At 41.5% G+C, this 18759-nt stretch carries 1 protein-coding gene; it reads right to left on the bottom strand.

Features of this window, described 5'->3' with window-relative positions; translation table 11 throughout:
- Positions 1-43 precede the first annotated feature (43 nt).
- Entirely contained in the window at positions 44-18742 is an 18699-nt protein-coding gene (locus AB8525_RS04725; RefSeq protein WP_369178909.1) for an FG-GAP-like repeat-containing protein, read from the bottom strand.
- Positions 18743-18759 lie beyond the last annotated feature (17 nt).

Genomic DNA, 18759 nt, shown 5'->3' with positions numbered 1-18759 from the left:
TATTTACTTATTCCTTCAAGTTTAAGTTTTTTATTAGTTTACCTTATACAAGAATAAGATTATCAGTTATAAAGTGCCCTAATGCAACTGTGTCGGGAGTAGAGGAGCCACCAATACCAGAAACCCCTTGTAGATTGATAACCAAATCAGCAACATCATCTGTAACCGTGCCATCAGCATCAATCGTTAGTTTGGCACTACCTGCAGTGCCAGTATCTGACACTGTAATATATTTATCAATATTAGCAAAAAGTGTCGCTTGGTTACCACTAGCGGTAATAAAATCTTTTAAATCTAATTTATCACCACCAGCACCAAATATGAAGCCAGTTATGGTGTCTTCGCCATTATCTGTATTTGCATAAACAAAAATATCACTGCCTGAACCGCCATTTATAGTGTCGTTGCCTGCACCACCATTTATAGTATCGTCACCTGCACTGCCCGTTATAGTATCGGCGTTATCGGTGCCGATATAAAAATTATATGCAAATGCCCAAGTTTTACCTGAGGTATTATCAATACCTGCAAAGTCATTACCCGAGGTGTCAGTTATAACGCCTGATGCCATTTTGATGTAATAAACACCTGAAGTTAAACTATTTGGGTTAAGAGTGAGTGTTGTGTCGCTAATATTAGCATTAGTAATGCTAATAGTTGCAACTTTTTCTGCGCTATTCCAGATTTCAACAATGCCACCATTTGTTTTGATGTTTTCAGAAAACTCAATTACTAGATTTGAAGGCTCGCCTAAGACATTGGTATCGCTGGTTTTTTCTGTAAAGGTTGGAACTTGTCCATCTACAGAAGAAGGTTGTTGATTGTAGTAATATTTAAGTTTACCACTCTGCCCACCCACCACCAAGTCTAGGTCGCCATCACCATCAATATCAGCTAGGACTGGTGCGGAATAACGCCCCACATCAATGCTATTAAAAGGATTGCTACCTCCAGTTTTTACTTCATAAGCAGGGTTAGAAGTAGTGCCTGTATTTTGATAGTGTTTAAGGGTGCCATTAAACTCACCCACCACCAAATCTAGGTCGCCATCGCCGTCAATATCGGCTAGGATTGGTGAGGAAGAATATCCCGCATCAATGCCATTAAAAGGATTACTATCTCCAGTTTTTGCTTCATAAGCAGGGTTAGAAGTAGTGCCTTTGTTTTGATAGTATTTAAGGGTGCCATTATTCTCACCCACCACCAAATCTAGGTCACCATCGCCGTCAATATCGACTAGGATTGGTGAGGAAGAATATCCCGCATCAATGCCATTAAAAGGATTACTATCTCCAGTTTTTGCTTCATAAGCAGGGTTAGAAGTAGTGCCTGTGTTTTGATAGTATTTAAGGGTGCCATCATTCTCACCCACTACCAAATCTAGGTCACCATCGCCGTCAATATCAGCTAGGGTTGGTTTGGGGAAAAACACCACATCAATGCCATTAAAAGGATTGCTACCTACAGTTTTTGCTTCATAAGCAGGGCTAGAAGTAGTGCCTGTATTTTGATAGTATTTAAGGGTGCCATTACCCTCACCCACCACCAAATCTAGGTCGCCATCGCCGTCAATATCAGCCAAGATTGGCACAGAAACATTTCCCACATCAATACCCTCAAAAGGATTATTGCCCGAACCTATTTTTTCAATATACTCAAGCTTAGTCTTAGCCAACACTACTCTATCAGCGGTAAATACTGGTGCATTACCTGCGACATCTGTTATATTATTTAGCGTAATATCGCTTGTTGGATTGTCAATATCAAAGTCTGTAGCGGCAATGCTATCTCCAGCTTGAACACTATATTTAAACACCAGTTTCTTATCACCTGCAGTTGTAGAGGCAGTTTTATCCAAAACAAAGTCTTTGCCTGCAATGACCACTTTAGAGTCTGTGGTGTTATTAAGTTTCAAGGTCTCACTCATTGTCAGTGTTAGGCTGATAACATCGCCTGTCTTAAAAGCAGATTGTCCTGCTGGAATATCGCTTAGAGTCCATGGATTGGTCGTGATTGGGGTTGGGGCTTGAGTATCTACAGAAGAAGGTTGTTGATTGTAGTAATATTTAAGGGTGCCATTCTGCTCACCCACCACCAAGTCTAGGTCGCCATCACCATCAATATCAGCTAGGACTGGTGAGGAATAATCCCCCACTGGTGAGGAATAATCCCCCACATCAATGCCATTAAAAGGATTGTCATCTCCAATTTTTGCTTCATAAGCAGGGTTAGAAGTAGTGCCTGTATTTTGATAGTATTTAAGGGTGCCATAAGCCTCACCCATCACCAAATCTAGGTCGCCATCGCCGTCAATATCGGCTAGGGTTGGTTTGGAAGAATATCCCACATCAATGCCATTAAAAGGATTGTCATCTCCAGTTTTTGCTTCATAAGCAGGGTTAGAAGTAGAGCTTGTATTTTGATAATATTTAAGGGTGCCATAAACCTCACCCACTACCAAATCTAGATCACCATCGCCATCAATATCAGCCAAGTTTGGCGTGGAATAATGTCCCACATCAATGCCATTAAAAGGATTGTCATCTCCAGTTTTTGCTTCATAAGCAGGGTTAGAAGTAGTGCCTGTATTTTGATAGTATTTAAGGGTGCCATCACGCTCACCCACCACCAAATCTAGGTTGCCATCGCCGTCAATATCGGCTAGGGTTGGTGAGGAATAACCTCCCACATCAATGCCATTAAAAGGATTATTGCCTCCAGTTTTTGCTTCATAAGCAGGGCTAGAAGTAGTGCCTGTATTTTGATAGTATTTAAGGGTGCCATTCTTCTCACCCACCACCAAATCTAGGTCGCCATCGCCGTCAATATCAGCCAGGGTTGGCGCAGAAGCATTCCCCACATCAATACCCTCAAAAGGATTATTGCCCGAACCTGTTTTTTCAATATACTCAAGCTTAGTCTTAGCCAACACTACTCTATCAGCGGTAAATACTGGTGCATTACCTGCGACATCTGTTATATTATTTAGCGTAATATCGCTTGTTGGATTGTCAATATCAAAGTCTGTAGCGGCAATGCTATCTCCAGCTTGAACACTATATTTAAACACCAGTTTCTTATCACCTGCAGTTGTAGAGGCGGTTTTATCCAAAACAAAGTCTTTGCCTGCAATGACCACTTTAGAGCCTGTGGTGTTATTAAGTTTCAAGGTCTCGCTCATTGTCAGTGTTAGGCTGATAACATCGCCTGTCTTAAAAGCAGATTGTCCTGCTGGAATATCGCTTAGAGTCCATGGATTGGTCGTGATTGGGGTTGGGGCTTGAGTATCTACAAAGAAAGATTGTTGATTGTAATAATATTTAAGGGTGCCATCATCCTTACCCACCACCAAATCTAGGTCGCCATCGCCATCAATATCAGCCAAGGTTGGTGAGGAAGAATATCCCATTTTAATGCCATTAAAAGGATTATCACCTCCAGTTTTTGCTTCATAAGCAGGGTTAGAAGTAGTGCCTGTGTTTTGATAGTATTTAAGGGTGCCATCATTCTTACCCACCATCAAATCTAGGTCGCCATCGCCATCAATATCGGCTAGGGTTGGTTTGGAATAATCCCCCACATCAATGCCATTAAAAGGATTGTCATCTCCAGTTTTTACTTCATAAGCAGGGCTAGAAGTAGTGCCTGTATTTTGAAAGTATTTAAGGGTGCCATCATTCTCACCCACCACCAAATCTAGGTCGCCATCGCCATCAATATCAGCCAAGTTTGGCACAGAAACATACCCCACATCAATGCCATTAAAAGGATTGTCATCTCCAGTTTTTGCTTCATAAGCAGGGTTAGAAGTAGTGCCTGTATTTTGATAGTATTTAAGGGTGCCATAATTCTCACCCACCACCAAATCTAGGTCGCCATCGCCGTCAATATCGGCTAGGGTTGGTGAGGCAGCATTTCCCACATCAATGCCATTAAAAGGATTGCTGTCTCCAGTTTTTGCTTCATAAGCAGGGTTAGAAGTAGTGCCTGTGTTTTGATAGTATTTAAGGGTGCCATTATTCTCACCCACCACCAAATCCAGGTCGCCATCGCCGTCAATATCGGCTAGGGTTGGTTTGGAGCGATCCCCCACATCAATACCCTCAAAAGGATTATTACCCAAACCTGTTTTTTCAATATACTCAAACTTAGCCAACACTACTCTATCAGCGGTAAATACTGGTGCATTACCTGCGACATCTGTTATATTATTTAGCGTAATATCGCTTGTTGGGTTGTCAATATCAAAGTCTGTAGCGGCAATGCTATCTCCGGCTTGAACGCTATATTTAAACACCAGTTTCTTATCACCTGCAGTTGTAGAGGCAGTTTTATCCAAAACAAAGTCTTTACCTGCAATGACCACTTTAGAGCCTGTGGTGTTATTAAGTTTCAAGGTCTCGCTCATTGTCAGTGTTAGGCTGATAACATCCCCTACCTTAAAAGCAGATTGTCCTGCTGGAATATTGCTTAGAGTCCATGGATTGGTCGTGATTGGGGTTGGGTTAATGATGTCATAAGTTACTGCTGTGCTAGTGCTAATTGTTGAATTGGTGCCATCACTAAGCGTTACTACAGCCGTGTAGGTTTTTCCATCGGCTAATTCAGATGGCATATTGGCATGTGCCAGTGTCCAAGTTTTATCATCCGCAATGGTTGGCAAACTTGAAACTGTGGCTACTGAATTACTGCCTTCAAAAAATTCAATCTTAGTAATAGATAAGGTACCTGCTCCCGCTACTGTGCCTGAGAGTGTGGTTGCATCTTTCTCGTTATTATTAATGTAATTATCATCGGCACCTGCCCAAACAATGTCGGTAGTAAGGACGATGGTTTTAAATGCCCATTGGTTGCTGTTTTTAGCAATACCCAGTGCATCGTTGCCTGACATATCCGTTATAGCACCAGAGTTCATTTCTAAATAGTAACTGCCTACGGTAAGTTTATTATTGGTTAAACCTAATGCTGATACATCAATAGTAAGTTTATCATTGGTAATGCTAAATTTATTTGTATCACTAGCGATATTAATCGTTGCTACTGTTACATCGCTACTATTCTTGATGAGAATACTGCCCGTGCCTGCTTTAATATTTTCACTAAAGTCAAGCACTAGATCTGAGGTTTCACCTAAGGTAACACTGGCTTGTGTTGTTAGAGTTGGAGCTTGTCCATCTACAGAAGAAGGTTGTTGATTGTAATAATATTTAAGGGTGCCATTCTGCTCACCCACCACCAAATCTAGGTCGCCATCGCCGTCAATATCGGCTAGGACTGGTGCGGAATAACGCCCCACATCAATGCCATTAAAAGGATTGTCATCTCCAATTTTTGCTTCATAAGCAGGGTTAGAAGTGGTGCCTGTATTTTGATAGTATTTAAGGGTGCCATCACTCTCACCCACCACCAAATCTAGGTCGCCATCGCCATCAATATCGGCTAGGGTTGGTTTGGAAGAATCCCCCACATCAATACTATTAAAAGGATTGCTACCTCCAGTTTTTACTTCATAAGCAGGGTTAGAAGTAGTGCCTGTATTTTGATAGTATTTAAGGGTGCCATAAGCCTCACCCATCACCAAATCTAGGTCGCCATCGCCGTCAATATCGACTAGGATTGGTGAGGAAGAATATCCCGCATAAATGCCATTAAAAGGATTGTCATCTCCAGTTTTTGCTTCATAGGCAGGGTTAGAGGTAGTGCCTGTATTTTGATAGTATTTAAGGGTGCCATCATTCTCACCCACTACCAAATCTAGGTCACCATCGCCGTCAATATCAGCTAGGGTTGGTTTGGGGAAAAACCCCGCATTAATGCCATTAAAAGGATTGCTACCTCCAGTTTTTGCTTCATAAGCAGGGTTAGAAGTAGTGCCTGTATTTTGATAGTATTTAAGGGTGTGATTCTCCTCACCCACCACTAAATCTAGGTCGCCATCGCCGTCAATATCAGCCAGGGTTGGCGCAGAAGCATTCCCCACATCAATACCATTAAAAGGATTATTACCCAAACCTATTTTTTCAATATACCCAAGCTTAGCCAACACTACTCTATCAGCGGTAAATACTGGTGCATTACCTGCGACATCTGTTATATTATTTAGCGTAATATCTCTTGTTGGGTTGTCAATATCAAAGTCTGTAGCGGCAATGCTATCTCCAGCTTGAACACTATATTTAAACACCAGTTTCTTATCACCTGCAGTTGTAGAGGCAGTTTTATCCAAAACAAAGTCTTTGCCTACAATGACCACTTTAGAGCCTGTGGTGTTATTAAGTTTCAAGGTCTCACTCATTGTCAGTGTTAGGCTGATAACATCGCCTGTCTTAAAAGCAGATTGTCCCGCTGGAATATCGCTTAGAGTCCATGGATTGGTCGTGATTGGGGTTGGGTTAATGGTGTCATAAGTTACTGCTGTGCTAGTGCTAATTGCTGAATTGGTGCCATCACTAAGCGTTACTACAGCCGTGTAGGTTTTTCCATCGGCTAATTCAGATGGCATATTGGCATGTGCCAGTGTCCAAGTTTTATCATCCGCAATGGTTGGCAAACTTGAAACTGTGGCTACTGAATTACTGCCTTCAAAAAATTCAATCTTAGTAATAGATAAGGTACCTGCTCCCGCTACTGTGCCTGAGAGTGTGGTTGCATCTTTCTCGTTATTATTAATGTAATTATCATCGGCACCTGCCCAAACAATGTCGGTAGTAAGGACGATGATTTCAAATGCCCATTGGTTAGTGTCTTTAGCAATACCCAGTGCATCGTTGCCTGACATATCCGTTACAGCACCAGGGTTCATTTCTAAATAGTAACTGCCTACGGTAAGTTTATTATTGGTTAAACCTAATGCTGATACATCAATAGTAAGTTTATCATTGGTAATGCTAAATTTATTTGTATCACTAGCGATATTAATGGTTGCTACTGTTACATCGCTATTATTCTTGATGAGAATACTGCCCGTACCTGCTTTAATATTTTCACTAAAGTCAAGCACTAAATCTGAGGTTTCCTCTAAGATAACGCTGGCTTGTGTTGTTAGAGTTGGCGCTTGTCCATCTACAAAAAAAGATTGTTGATTGTAATAATATTTAAGGGTGCCATTATTCTCACCCACCACCAAATCTAGGTCGCCATCGCCGTCAATATCGGCTAGGGTTGGTTTGGAAAAATCCCCCACATCAATGCTATTAAAAGGATTGCTACCTCCAGTTTTTACTTCATAAGCAGGGTTAGAAGTAGTGCCTGTATTTTGATAGTATTTAAGGGTGCCATAATACTCACCCACCACCAAATCTAGGTCGCCATCGCCGTCAATATCGGCTAGGGTTGGTGTAGCAAAATCCCCCACATCAATGCTATTAAAAGGATTGCTACCTCCAGTTTTTGCTTCATAAGCAGGGTTAGAAGTAGTGCCTGTATTTTGATAGTATTTAAGGGTGCCATACTTCTCACCCACCACCAAATCTAGGTCGCCATCGCCGTCAATATCGGCTAGGGTTGGTTTGGAAAAATCCCCCACATCAATGCTATTAAAAGGATTGCTACCTCCAGTTTTTACTTCATAAGCAGGGTTAGAAGTAGTGCCTGTATTTTGATAGTATTTAAGGGTGCCATAAGCCTCACCCATCACCAAATCTAGGTCGCCATCGCCGTCAATATCGGCTAGGGTTGGTCCGGAATAAATCCCCACATTAATGCTATTAAAAGGATTGTCATCTCCAGTTTTTGCTTCATAAGCAGGGTTAGAAGTAGTGCCTGTATTTTGATAGTATTTAAGGGTGCCATCATTCTCACCCACCACCAAATCTAGGTCGCCATCGCCGTCAATATCAGCCAAGATTGGCACAGAAACATACCCCACATCAATACCCTCAAAAGGATTATTGCCCGAACCTGTTTTTTCAATATACTCAAGCTTAGCCTTAGCCAACACTACTCTATCAGCGGTAAATACTGGTGCATTACCTGCGACATCTGTTATATTATTTAGCGTAATATCGCTTGTTGGGTTGTCAATATCAAAGTCTGTAGCGGCAATGCTATCTCCGGCTTGAACGCTATATTTAAACACCAGTTTCTTATCACCTGCAGTTGTAGAGGCGGTTTTATCCAAAACAAAGTCTTTGCCTGCAATGACCACTTTAGAGCCTGTGGTGTTATTAAGTTTCAAGGTCTCGCTCATTGTCAGTGTTAGGCTGATAACATCGCCTACCTTAAAAGCAGATTGTCCTGCTGGAATATCGCTTAAAGTCCATGGATTGGTCGTGATTGGGGTTGGGTTAATGGTGTCATAAGTTACTGCTGTGCTAGTGCTAATTGCTGAATTGGTGCCATCACTAAGCGTTACTACAGCCGTGTAGGTTTTTCCATCGGCTAATTCAGATGGCATAGCAGAATGTGCGAGTGCCCAAGTGCCGTCAGCTGCAACAACTGGTAATCCTGAAGTTATTGCTGTGCCTACTGTATTACTACCTTCAAAAAACTCAATTTTGGTAATCGTTAAAGTACCTATTCCAGTTGCTTTGCCTGAGAGTGTGGTTGCATCTTTCTCGTTATTATTAATGTAATTATCATCGGCACCTGCCCAAACAATGTCGGTAGTAAGGACGGTGGTTTTAAATGCCCATTGGTTGCTGTTTTTAGCAATACCCAGTGCATCGTTGCCTGACATATCCGTTATAGCACCAGAGTTCATTTCTAAATAGTAACTGCCTACGGTAAGTTTATTATTGGTTAAACCTAATGCTGATACATCAATAGTAAGTTTATCATTGGTAATGCTAAATTTATTTGTATCACTAGCGATATTAATAGTTGCTACTGTTACATCGCTACTATTCTTGATGAGAATACTGCCCGTACCTGCTTTAATATTTTCACTAAAGTCAAGCACTAAATCTGAGGTTTCCTCTAAGATAACGCTGGCTTGTGTTGTTAGAGTTGGCGCTTGTCCATCTACAGAAGAAGGTTGTTGATTGTAATAATATTTAAGGGTGCCATCATTCTTACCCACCACCAAATCCAGGTCGCCATCGCCGTCAATATCGGCTAGGGTTGGTGCGAAAAATTCCCCCACATCAATGCCATTAAAAGGATTACTATCTCCAGTTTTTGCTTCATAAGCAGGGTTAGAAGTAGTACCTGTATTTTGATAGTATTTAAGGGTGCCATAAACCTCACCCACTACCAAATCTAGATCACCATCGCCATCAATATCAGCCAAGGTTGGTGTGGAATAAAGCCCCACATCAATGCCATTAAAAGGATTGTCATCTCCAGTTTTTGCTTCATAAGCAGGGTTAGAAGTAGTGCCTGTATTTTGATAGTATTTAAGGGTGCCATAAACCTCACCCATCACCAAATCTAGGTCACCATCGCCGTCAATATCAGCCAAGGTTGGTGTGGAATAATACCCCACATCAATGCCATTAAAAGGATTGTCATCTCCAGTTTTTGCTTCATAAGCAGGGTTAGAAGTAGTGCCTGTATTTTGATAGTATTTAAGGGTGCCATTCCTCTCACCCACCACCAAATCTAGGTCGCCATCGCCGTCAATATCGACTAGGATTGGTGAGGCAGCATTTCCCACATCAATGCCATTAAAAGGATTGCTACCTCCAGTTTTTACTTCATAAGCAGGGTTAGAAGTAGTGCCTGTATTTTGATAGTATTTAAGGGTGCCATTACCCTCACCCACCACCAAATCTAGGTCGCCATCGCCGTCAATATCAGCCAGGGTTGGCGCAGAAGCATTCCCCACATCAATACCCTCAAAAGGATTATTGCCCGAACCTGTTTTTTCAATATACTCAAGCTTAGTCAACACTACTCTATCAGCGGTAAATACTGGTGCATTACCTGCGACATCTGTTATATTATTTAGCGTAATATCGCTTGTTGGATTGTCAATATCAAAGTCTGTGGCGGCAATGCTATCTCCAGCTTGAACACTATATTTAAACACCAGTTTCTTATCACCTGCAGTTGTAGAGGCGGTTTTATCCAAAACAAAGTCTTTGCCTGCAATGACCACTTTAGAGCCTGTGGTGTTATTAAGTTTCAAGGTCTCGCTCATTGTCAGTGTTAGGCTGATAACATCGCCTACCTTAAAAGCAGATTGTCCTGCTGGAATATCGCTTAAAGTCCATGGATTGGTCGTGATTGGGGTTGGGTTAATGGTGTCATAAGTTACTGCTGTGCTAGTGCTAATTGCTGAATTGGTGCCATCACTAAGCGTTACTACAGCCGTGTAGGTTTTTCCATCGACTAATTCAGATGGCATAGCAGAATGTGCGAGTGCCCAAGTGCCGTCAGCTGCAACAACTGGTAATCCTGAAGTTATTGCTGTGCCTACTGTATTACTACCTTCAAAAAACTCAATTTTGGTAATCGTTAAAGTACCTATTCCAGTTGCTTTGCCTGAGAGTGTGGTTGCATCTTTCTCGTTATTATTAATGTAATTATCATCGGCACCTGCCCAAACAATGTCGGTAGTAAGGACGGTGGTTTTAAATGCCCATTGGTTGCTGTTTTTAGCAATACCCAGTGCATCGTTGCCTGACATATCCGTTATAGCACCAGAGTTCATTTCTAAATAGTAACTGCCTACGGTAAGTTTATTATTGGTTAAACCTAATGCTGATACATCAATAGTAAGTTTATCATTGGTAATGCTAAATTTATTTGTATCACTAGCGATATTAATAGTTGCTACTGTTACATCGCTACTATTCTTGATGAGAATACTGCCCGTACCTGCTTTAATATTTTCACTAAAGTCAAGCACTAAATCTGAGGTTTCCTCTAAGATAACGCTGGCTTGTGTTGTTAGAGTTGGCGCTTGTCCATCTACAGAAGAAGGTTGTTGATTGTAGTAATATTTAAGGGTGCCATCATTCTTACCCACCACCAAATCCAGGTCGCCATCGCCGTCAATATCGGCTAGGGTTGGTGCGAAAAATTCCCCCACATCAATGCCATTAAAAGGATTGCTACCTCCAGTTTTTGCTTCATAAGCAGGGTTAGAAGTAGTACCTGTATTTTGATAGTATTTAAGGGTGCCATAAACCTCACCCACTACCAAATCTAGATCACCATCGCCATCAATATCAGCCAAGGTTGGTGTGGAGTAAAGCCCCACATCAATGCCATTAAAAGGATTGTCATCTCCAGTTTTTGCTTCATAAGCAGGGTTAGAAGTAGTGCCTGTATTTTGATAGTATTTAAGGGTGCCATAAACCTCACCCATCACCAAATCTAGATCACCATCGCCATCAATATCAGCCAAGGTTGGTGTGGAATAATACCCCACATCAATGCCATTAAAAGGATTGTCATCTCCAGTTTTTGCTTCATAAGCAGGGTTAGAAGTAGTGCCTGTATTTTGATAGTATTTAAGGGTGCCATTCTTCTCACCCACCACCAAATCTAGGTCGCCATCGCCGTCAATATCGACTAGGATTGGTGAGGCAGCATTTCCCACATCAATGCCATTAAAAGGATTGCTACCTCCAGTTTTTACTTCATAAGCAGGGTTAGAAGTAGTGCCTGTATTTTGATAGTATTTAAGGGTGCCATTACCCTCACCCACCACCAAATCTAGGTCGCCATCGCCGTCAATATCAGCCAGGGTTGGCACAGAAACATTCCCCACATCAATACCCTCAAAAGGATTATTGCCCGAACCTATTTTTTCAATATACTCAAGCTTAGCCAACACTACTCTATCAGCGGTAAATACTGGTGCATTACCTGCGACATCTGTTATATTATTTAGCGTAATATCGCTTGTTGGATTGTCAATATCAAAGTCTGTAGCGGCAATGCTATCTCCAGCTTGAACACTATATTTAAACACCAGTTTCTTATCACCTGCAGTTGTAGAGGCAGTTTTATCCAAAACAAAGTCTTTGCCTGCAATGACCACTTTAGAGCCTGTGGTGTTATTAAGTTTCAAGGTCTCGCTCATTGTCAGTGTTAGGCTGATAACATCGCCTGCCTTAAAAGCAGATTGTCCTGCTGGAATATCGCTTAAAGTCCATGGATTGGTCGTGATTGGGATTGGGTTAATGGTGTCATAAGTTACTGCTGTGCTAGTGCTAATTGCTGAATTGGTGCCATCACTAAGCGTTACTACAGCCGTGTAGGTTTTTCCATCGGCTAATTCAGATGGCATAGCAGAATGTGCGAGTGCCCAAGTGCCGTCAGCTGCAACAGCTGGTAATCCTGAAGTTATTGCTGTGCCTACTGTATTACTACCTTCAAAAAACTCAATTTTGGTAATCGTTAAAGTACCTATTCCAGTTGCTTTGCCTGAGAGTGTGGTTGCATCTTTCTCGTTATTATTAATGTAATTATCATCGGCACCTGCCCAAACAATGTCGGTAGTAAGGACGGTGGTTTCAAATGCCCATTGGTTGCTGTTTTTAGCAATACCCAGTGCATCGTTGCCTGACATATCCGTTATAGCACCAGAGTTCATTTCTAAATAGTAACTGCCTACGGTAAGTTTATTATTGGTTAAACCTAATGCTGATACATCAATAGTAAGTTTATCATTGGCAATGCTAAATTTATTTGTATCACTAGCGATATTAATAGTTGCTACTGTTACATCGCTATTATTCTTGATGAGAATACTGCCCGTACCTGCTTTAATATTTTCACTAAAGTCAAGCACTAAATCTGAGGTTTCCTCTAAGATAACGCTGGCTTGTGTTGTTAGAGTTGGCGCTTGTCCATCTACAGAAGAAGGTTGTTGATTGTAATAATATTTAAGGGTGCCATTCTGCTCACCCACCACCAAATCTAGGTCGCCATCGCCATCAATATCGGCTAGGACTGGTGCGGAATAACGCCCCACATCAATGCCATTAAAAGGATTGCCATCTCCAATTTTTGCTTCATAAGCAGGGTTAGAAGTGGTGCCTGTATTTTGATAGTATTTAAGGGTGCCATCACTCTCACCCACCACCAAATCTAGGTCGCCATCGCCATCAATATCGGCTAGGGTTGGTTTGGAAGAATCCCCCACATCAATGCCATTAAAAGGATTGTCATCTCCAGTTTTTGCTTCATAAGCAGGGTTAGAAGTAGTGCCTGTATTTTGATAGTATTTAAGGGTGCCATAAGCCTCACCCATCACCAAATCTAGGTCACCATCGCCGTCAATATCAGCCAAGGTTGGTGTGGAATAATACCCCACATCAATGCCATTAAAAGGATTGTCATCTCCAGTTTTTGCTTCATAAGCAGGGTTAGAAGTAGTGCCTGTATTTTGATAGTATTTAAGGGTGCCATCATTCTCACCCACTACCAAATCTAGGTCACCATCGCCGTCAATATCAGCTAGGGTTGGTTTGGGGAAAAACCCCGCATTAATGCCATTAAAAGGATTGCTACCTCCAGTTTTTGCTTCATAAGCAGGGTTAGAAGTAGTGCCTGTATTTTGATAGTATTTAAGGGTGCGATTCTCCTCACCCACCACTAAATCTAGGTCGCCATCGCCGTCAATATCAGCCAGGGTTGGCGCAGAAGCATTCCCCACATCAATACCCTCAAAAGGATTATTGCCCGAACCTATTTTTTCAATATACTCAAGCTTAGTCAACACTACTCTATCAGCGGTAAATACTGGTGCATTACCTGCGACATCTGTTATATTATTTAGCGTAATATCGCTTGTTGGATTGTCAATATCAAAGTCTGTAGCGGCAATGCTATCTCCAGCTTGAACACTATATTTAAACACCAGTTTCTTATCACCTGCAGTTGTAGAGGCAGTTTTATCCAAAACAAAGTCTTTGCCTGCAATGACCACTTTAGAGCCTGTGGTGTTATTAAGTTTCAAGGTCTCACTCATTGTCAAAGTTAGGCTGATAACATCCCCTGCCTTAAAAGCAGATTGTCCTGCTGGAATATTGCTTAGAGTCCATGAGTTAGTAGCCGTTGGAGTTGGGGCTTGTCCATCTACAGAAGAAGGTTGTTGATTGTAGTAGTATTTAAGGGTGCCATCATACTTACCCACCACCAAATCTAGGTCGCCATCGCCATCAATATCGGCTAGGGTTGGTTTGGCAGAATATCCCACATCAATGCCATTAAAAGGATTGCTATCTCCAGTTTTTGCTTCATAAGCAGGGTTAGAAGTAGTACCTGTATTTTGATAGTATTTAAGGGTGCCAGCACTCTCACCCACCACCAAATCTAGGTCGCCATCGCCGTCAATATCGGCCAGGGTTGGTGTGGAATAATACCCCACATCAATGCCATTAAAAGGATTACTATCTCCAGTTTTTACTTCATAAGCAGGGTTAGAAGTAGTGCCTGTATTTTGATAGTATTTAAGGGTGCCATAAAACTCACCCACCACCAAATCTAGGTCGCCATCGCCGTCAATATCAGCCAAGCTTGGTGAGGAAAAATCCCTCACATCAATGCCATCAAAAGGATTGCTATCTCCAGTTTTTGCTTCATAAGTAGGGTTAGAAGTAGTGCCTGTGTTTTGATAGTATTTAAGGGTGCCATCATTCTCACCCACTACCAAATCTAGGTCACCATCGCCGTCAATATCAGCTAGGGTTGGTTTGGGGAAAAACCCCGCATTAATGCCATTAAAAGGATTATTGCCTCCAGTTTTTGCTTCATAAGCAGGGCTAGAAGTAGTGCCTGTATTTTGATAGTATTTAAGGGTGCCATCATTCTCACCCACCACCAAATCTAGGTCGCCATCGCCGTCAATATCGGCCAGGGTTGGCGCAGAAGCTTTCCCCACATCAATACCCTCAAAAGGATTATTACCCAAACCTATTTTTTCAATATACTCAAGCTTAGTCTTAGCCAACACTACTCTATCAGCGGTAAATACTGGTGCATTACCTGCGACATCTGTTATATTATTTAGCGTAATATCGCTTGTTGGATTGTCAATATCAAAGTCTGTGGCGGCAATGCTATCTCCAGCTTGAACGCTATATTTAAACACCAGTTTCTTATCACCTGCAGTTGTAGAGGCAGTTTTATCCAAAACAAAGTCTTTGCCTGCAATGACCACTTTAGAGCCCGTGGTGTTATTAAGTTTCAAGGTCTCACTCATTGTCAGTGTTAGGCTGATAACATCGCCTGTCTTAAAAGCAGATTGTCCTGCTGGAATATCGCTTAAAGTCCATGGATTGGTCGTGATTGGGGTTGGGTTAATGGTGTCATAAGTTACTGCTGTGCTAGTGCTAATTGCTGAATTGGTGCCATCACTAAGCGTTACTACAGCCGTGTAGGTTTTTCCATCGGCTAATTCAGATGGCATAGCAGAATGTGCGAGTGCCCAAGTGCCGTCAGCTGCAACAGCTGGTAATCCTGAAGTTATTGCTGTGCCTACTGTATTACTACCTTCAAAAAACTCAATTTTGGTAATCGTTAAAGTACCTATTCCAGTTACTTTGCCTGAGAGTGCGGTTGCGTCTTTTTCACTATCATTAATGTAGTTATCATCGGCACCTATCCAAGCGATTGTGGTAAAAAGTGCTTTGGTTTCAAATGCCCATTGGTTAGTATCTTTAGTAATGGCAGCAGCATCGTTACCCGCTATGTCAGTTACTGTGCCTGCATCCATGGTGATATAGTAACTGCCTTGGGTTAATTTATTATCAGTTAAACCTAATGCTGACACATCAATGGTGAGTTTATCGCCAGCAATGCTGAATTTAGTTGTCTCAGTAATATTAATGGTTGCTATTACTCCATCATCACTACCTTTAATAACAATACTACCTGTACTACCTGCTTGAATGTCTTCATTAAAATCAAGTATCAGGTCTGAGGTTTCACCCAATTCGGCCGAAGCTTGTGTTGTTAGGATTGGGGCAGTGTTGTCCACTACCACATCATTAGATTCAGCTGAAATAAGTGCTGTTGCAGTGAGTGCATTTGGCGCAAGGGTATCAATAACCTGAATATCATTTGCTGCAACCATATTTCTATTACCAGCAATATCTACAAATTTATCAGCAGCAACGCTAACTTCTAGATTGCCTTGAGTATCTGTATTAGGCACAACAACTAAGGTATAGGCTTTATTGGCATTAACACCTGTGGTAACCAATACTAAATCAGCACCACCTTTAATAGTGCCATTGGTAATAACAATGTCCTCTTTGGTAAACTCTGTTACTACCTCGTTAAAGGTAAAGGTAAAGATGATTTCTTCACCTGCTTTGGCTGTAGCGTCTTCATTATCGGTAATGGTCAAGGTTGGTGCAACCGTATCAACTTTAAAATCACCTATTTTCTCTATCGCTGGGTTACCAGCAGTATCTTTTATATTGACTTTATAGCTGTAAGTTTGTCCATGGGTTAATGCTTGTAAATCTGTGGCTGCAACAGTAATGGTTGCACTATTGCTGGTAACAGTACCTGTATAAGTTTTTTGGTTAATAACTAGTGAGACTTCTTGATTGTTTTCTACACCAGTTGTGGCAACTGTTACAGTGCCATTGCTGTTGTCTTCAATAGCGTTTAAAATATCTCCCCAGTTTAGTGTAATGTCTCCAATAGTTGGCACAACACCATCAACATTACGGTCTAATTCAACAGGATAAGTACCTGTGGTGGCAACTATATTACCTGCTACATCGGTTACCCCTGTCAAGGTAATTGCACTTTCATTGGTAATCTCAAAATCTGCTTTATTGATACTATCATCGACTTTGACAGTGTAAGTAAAGAATAATTGTTTTAACTCATCTACTGATGCCCCTGCTTTGGCGGCACCTTTGCCGGTATCTAGTGTAAATTCCTTATTACCAATGGTCACTTTGCTACTGGTAGCATTGCTTAACGAGAGTGCTTCATTGGTTGTCATGGTTAACTCAATAACATCATCCACTTTAAAGCCTGATTGCCCATCTGTTGGTGAGTTGACTGCCCAGCTTGTTATGATTGGGGCAGCAGTGTCAATTAAAACAGGGGTGGTGTTGCCACCTGTGCTTGTGCCACCACCTGTTGAAGATAAATTTATCTCAATCGTATAGGTCTCACCACTGACTAAAGCCGGTATTTTACTATTGGCTAATGTCCATTCGGTACCATCGGCAGATGCAAAAGTGGGTAGATTACTGGTCTCTACAACTCTGTCATTGGCTGTTGTTCCACTGGCTGCTTTAAATGTAATAGCACTGATAACAACGCCTGCTGCACCGCCAGAATTTGTTAATGTGCCTTGAATGGCAAGTGTGCTAGATTCACTGGCATTGATGCCATTGTCGCTAACAGAGTTACCACTTGCATCTACCCATTGTGCTGTGGTGGTGAATGAATAGACCAGAAAGCCCCAACCACTATTGCTGTCAATACCCTCATAATTATTACCTGCAGTATCTTTAAAGGTGCCTGCATCAATTTTGACATAGTAATTCTTATTGACTATTAAATCACTACCTGGATTAATAGTGATAATTTTGTTAGTGCTATCAAGACTAACTTGGTTAGCTATATCAATCGTAATAAGAGTGTCAGAGTTGGCTTTATCATAAATGACAATACTGCCTGCTGTGTTTATTGTAACTGCCTCTAAAAAGGTCATCGTTAAGTTTTCATTAGGTGCCATATTGCCACTGAGTTCTGCTACTGGGGCTTTGGTGTCAATTGCTTGCTCGTTATTTGCTGCTGTTGTGCTGTAAGCATTGCCCGCACTGTCTGTAATTGCAGGATTAGCAGACACTGACACTGTTAAGTTAGAACCTACATCTAGGTCACTGCTAGGTACAACAGTTAAGGTATAGACTTTACCTGCATCAGCAGGTGTTGTGCTGGCAATTAAATCAGTACCTGTCTTAATAGCACCATTGCTGATGTTGATAACACTTTTATCAAAACCTGTTACTGCTTCACTAAAGGTAAAGGTATAGGTGATTGTATCGCCAGTTTTAAGGGTTAAAGTATCAGCCTTGTCATCGCTGATAATCAAAGTTGGGGCTTGAGTATCAAAACTTTGATTATTGCTGGCAGCAACTGATTTTAGTGCTGTGTTAACTTTAGAAGTAGCAGCATCAACGGCTACTGTAAGGTTTATTATGCCTTTGCTGTTTGCAGGAGGGGTTAGTTCTAAAGTATAGACACTTTCACTACCATTAACAGAGGTAAAAGTACCTTTTGTACCGCCTGTAACTGTAATATCATTTATATCAAAATCTGTAACTGCTTCATCAAAAGTAAAGGTATAGGTAATAACTTCACCAACTTTAGCGGTGTCGGACTTGTCATCAGTAATTCTTAAACCAATCCCCAAACCTGGAGTTGACTCACTGTTGTCAATATCAGTGGATTCAATTCTCTTAAAAGCGCCTGTATTTAAATTTAATAGCCCGTCATTGCCGGTTATATCAATCTTAACAAAACCATCTGCAAAATAAACCCTATCGCCATTAGAGGCTGTGAAGGAGACTTCTTCTTGGTATTCAGTACCGTTAATATTAACAGTTCTTTTGAAGGTGTAGGTATTGCCATCTAGTGTTTGTTCGTAGTTGTTAAAAGTGCCGGTTAAATAAATTGAATCATTGCCACCTGTTGAAGTAAGCCCTGTTGCATCGACTTTGGTGCCTTGTCCTACATAGACGGCATCGTCTCCACTATTGCCAGATGCTTTTAATGCTTGTCCGTGAGATTCAAGTCCGGTGATATCGGAATACCAGTTGACGAAGAAGCCGTTGGTGTTGCTGATGAAGTATTTTGTTTGTCCTGGCATGGGGTTGTCCTTTGTGT

The organism is Candidatus Thiodubiliella endoseptemdiera, assembly GCF_964212635.1.
GTDB classification, from domain to species: domain Bacteria; phylum Pseudomonadota; class Gammaproteobacteria; order PS1; family Pseudothioglobaceae; genus Thiodubiliella; species Thiodubiliella endoseptemdiera.
Note: the sequence above shows the minus strand (reverse complement) of the source record. Positions and strands in the feature narration are given on the sequence as shown.

What these genes read in the sequence shown, in the direction of transcription:
- AB8525_RS04725 (WP_369178909.1), bottom strand. Translation starts at nt 18,742, where the DNA reads ATGCCAGGACAAACAAAATACTTCATCAGCAACACCAACGGCTTCTTC.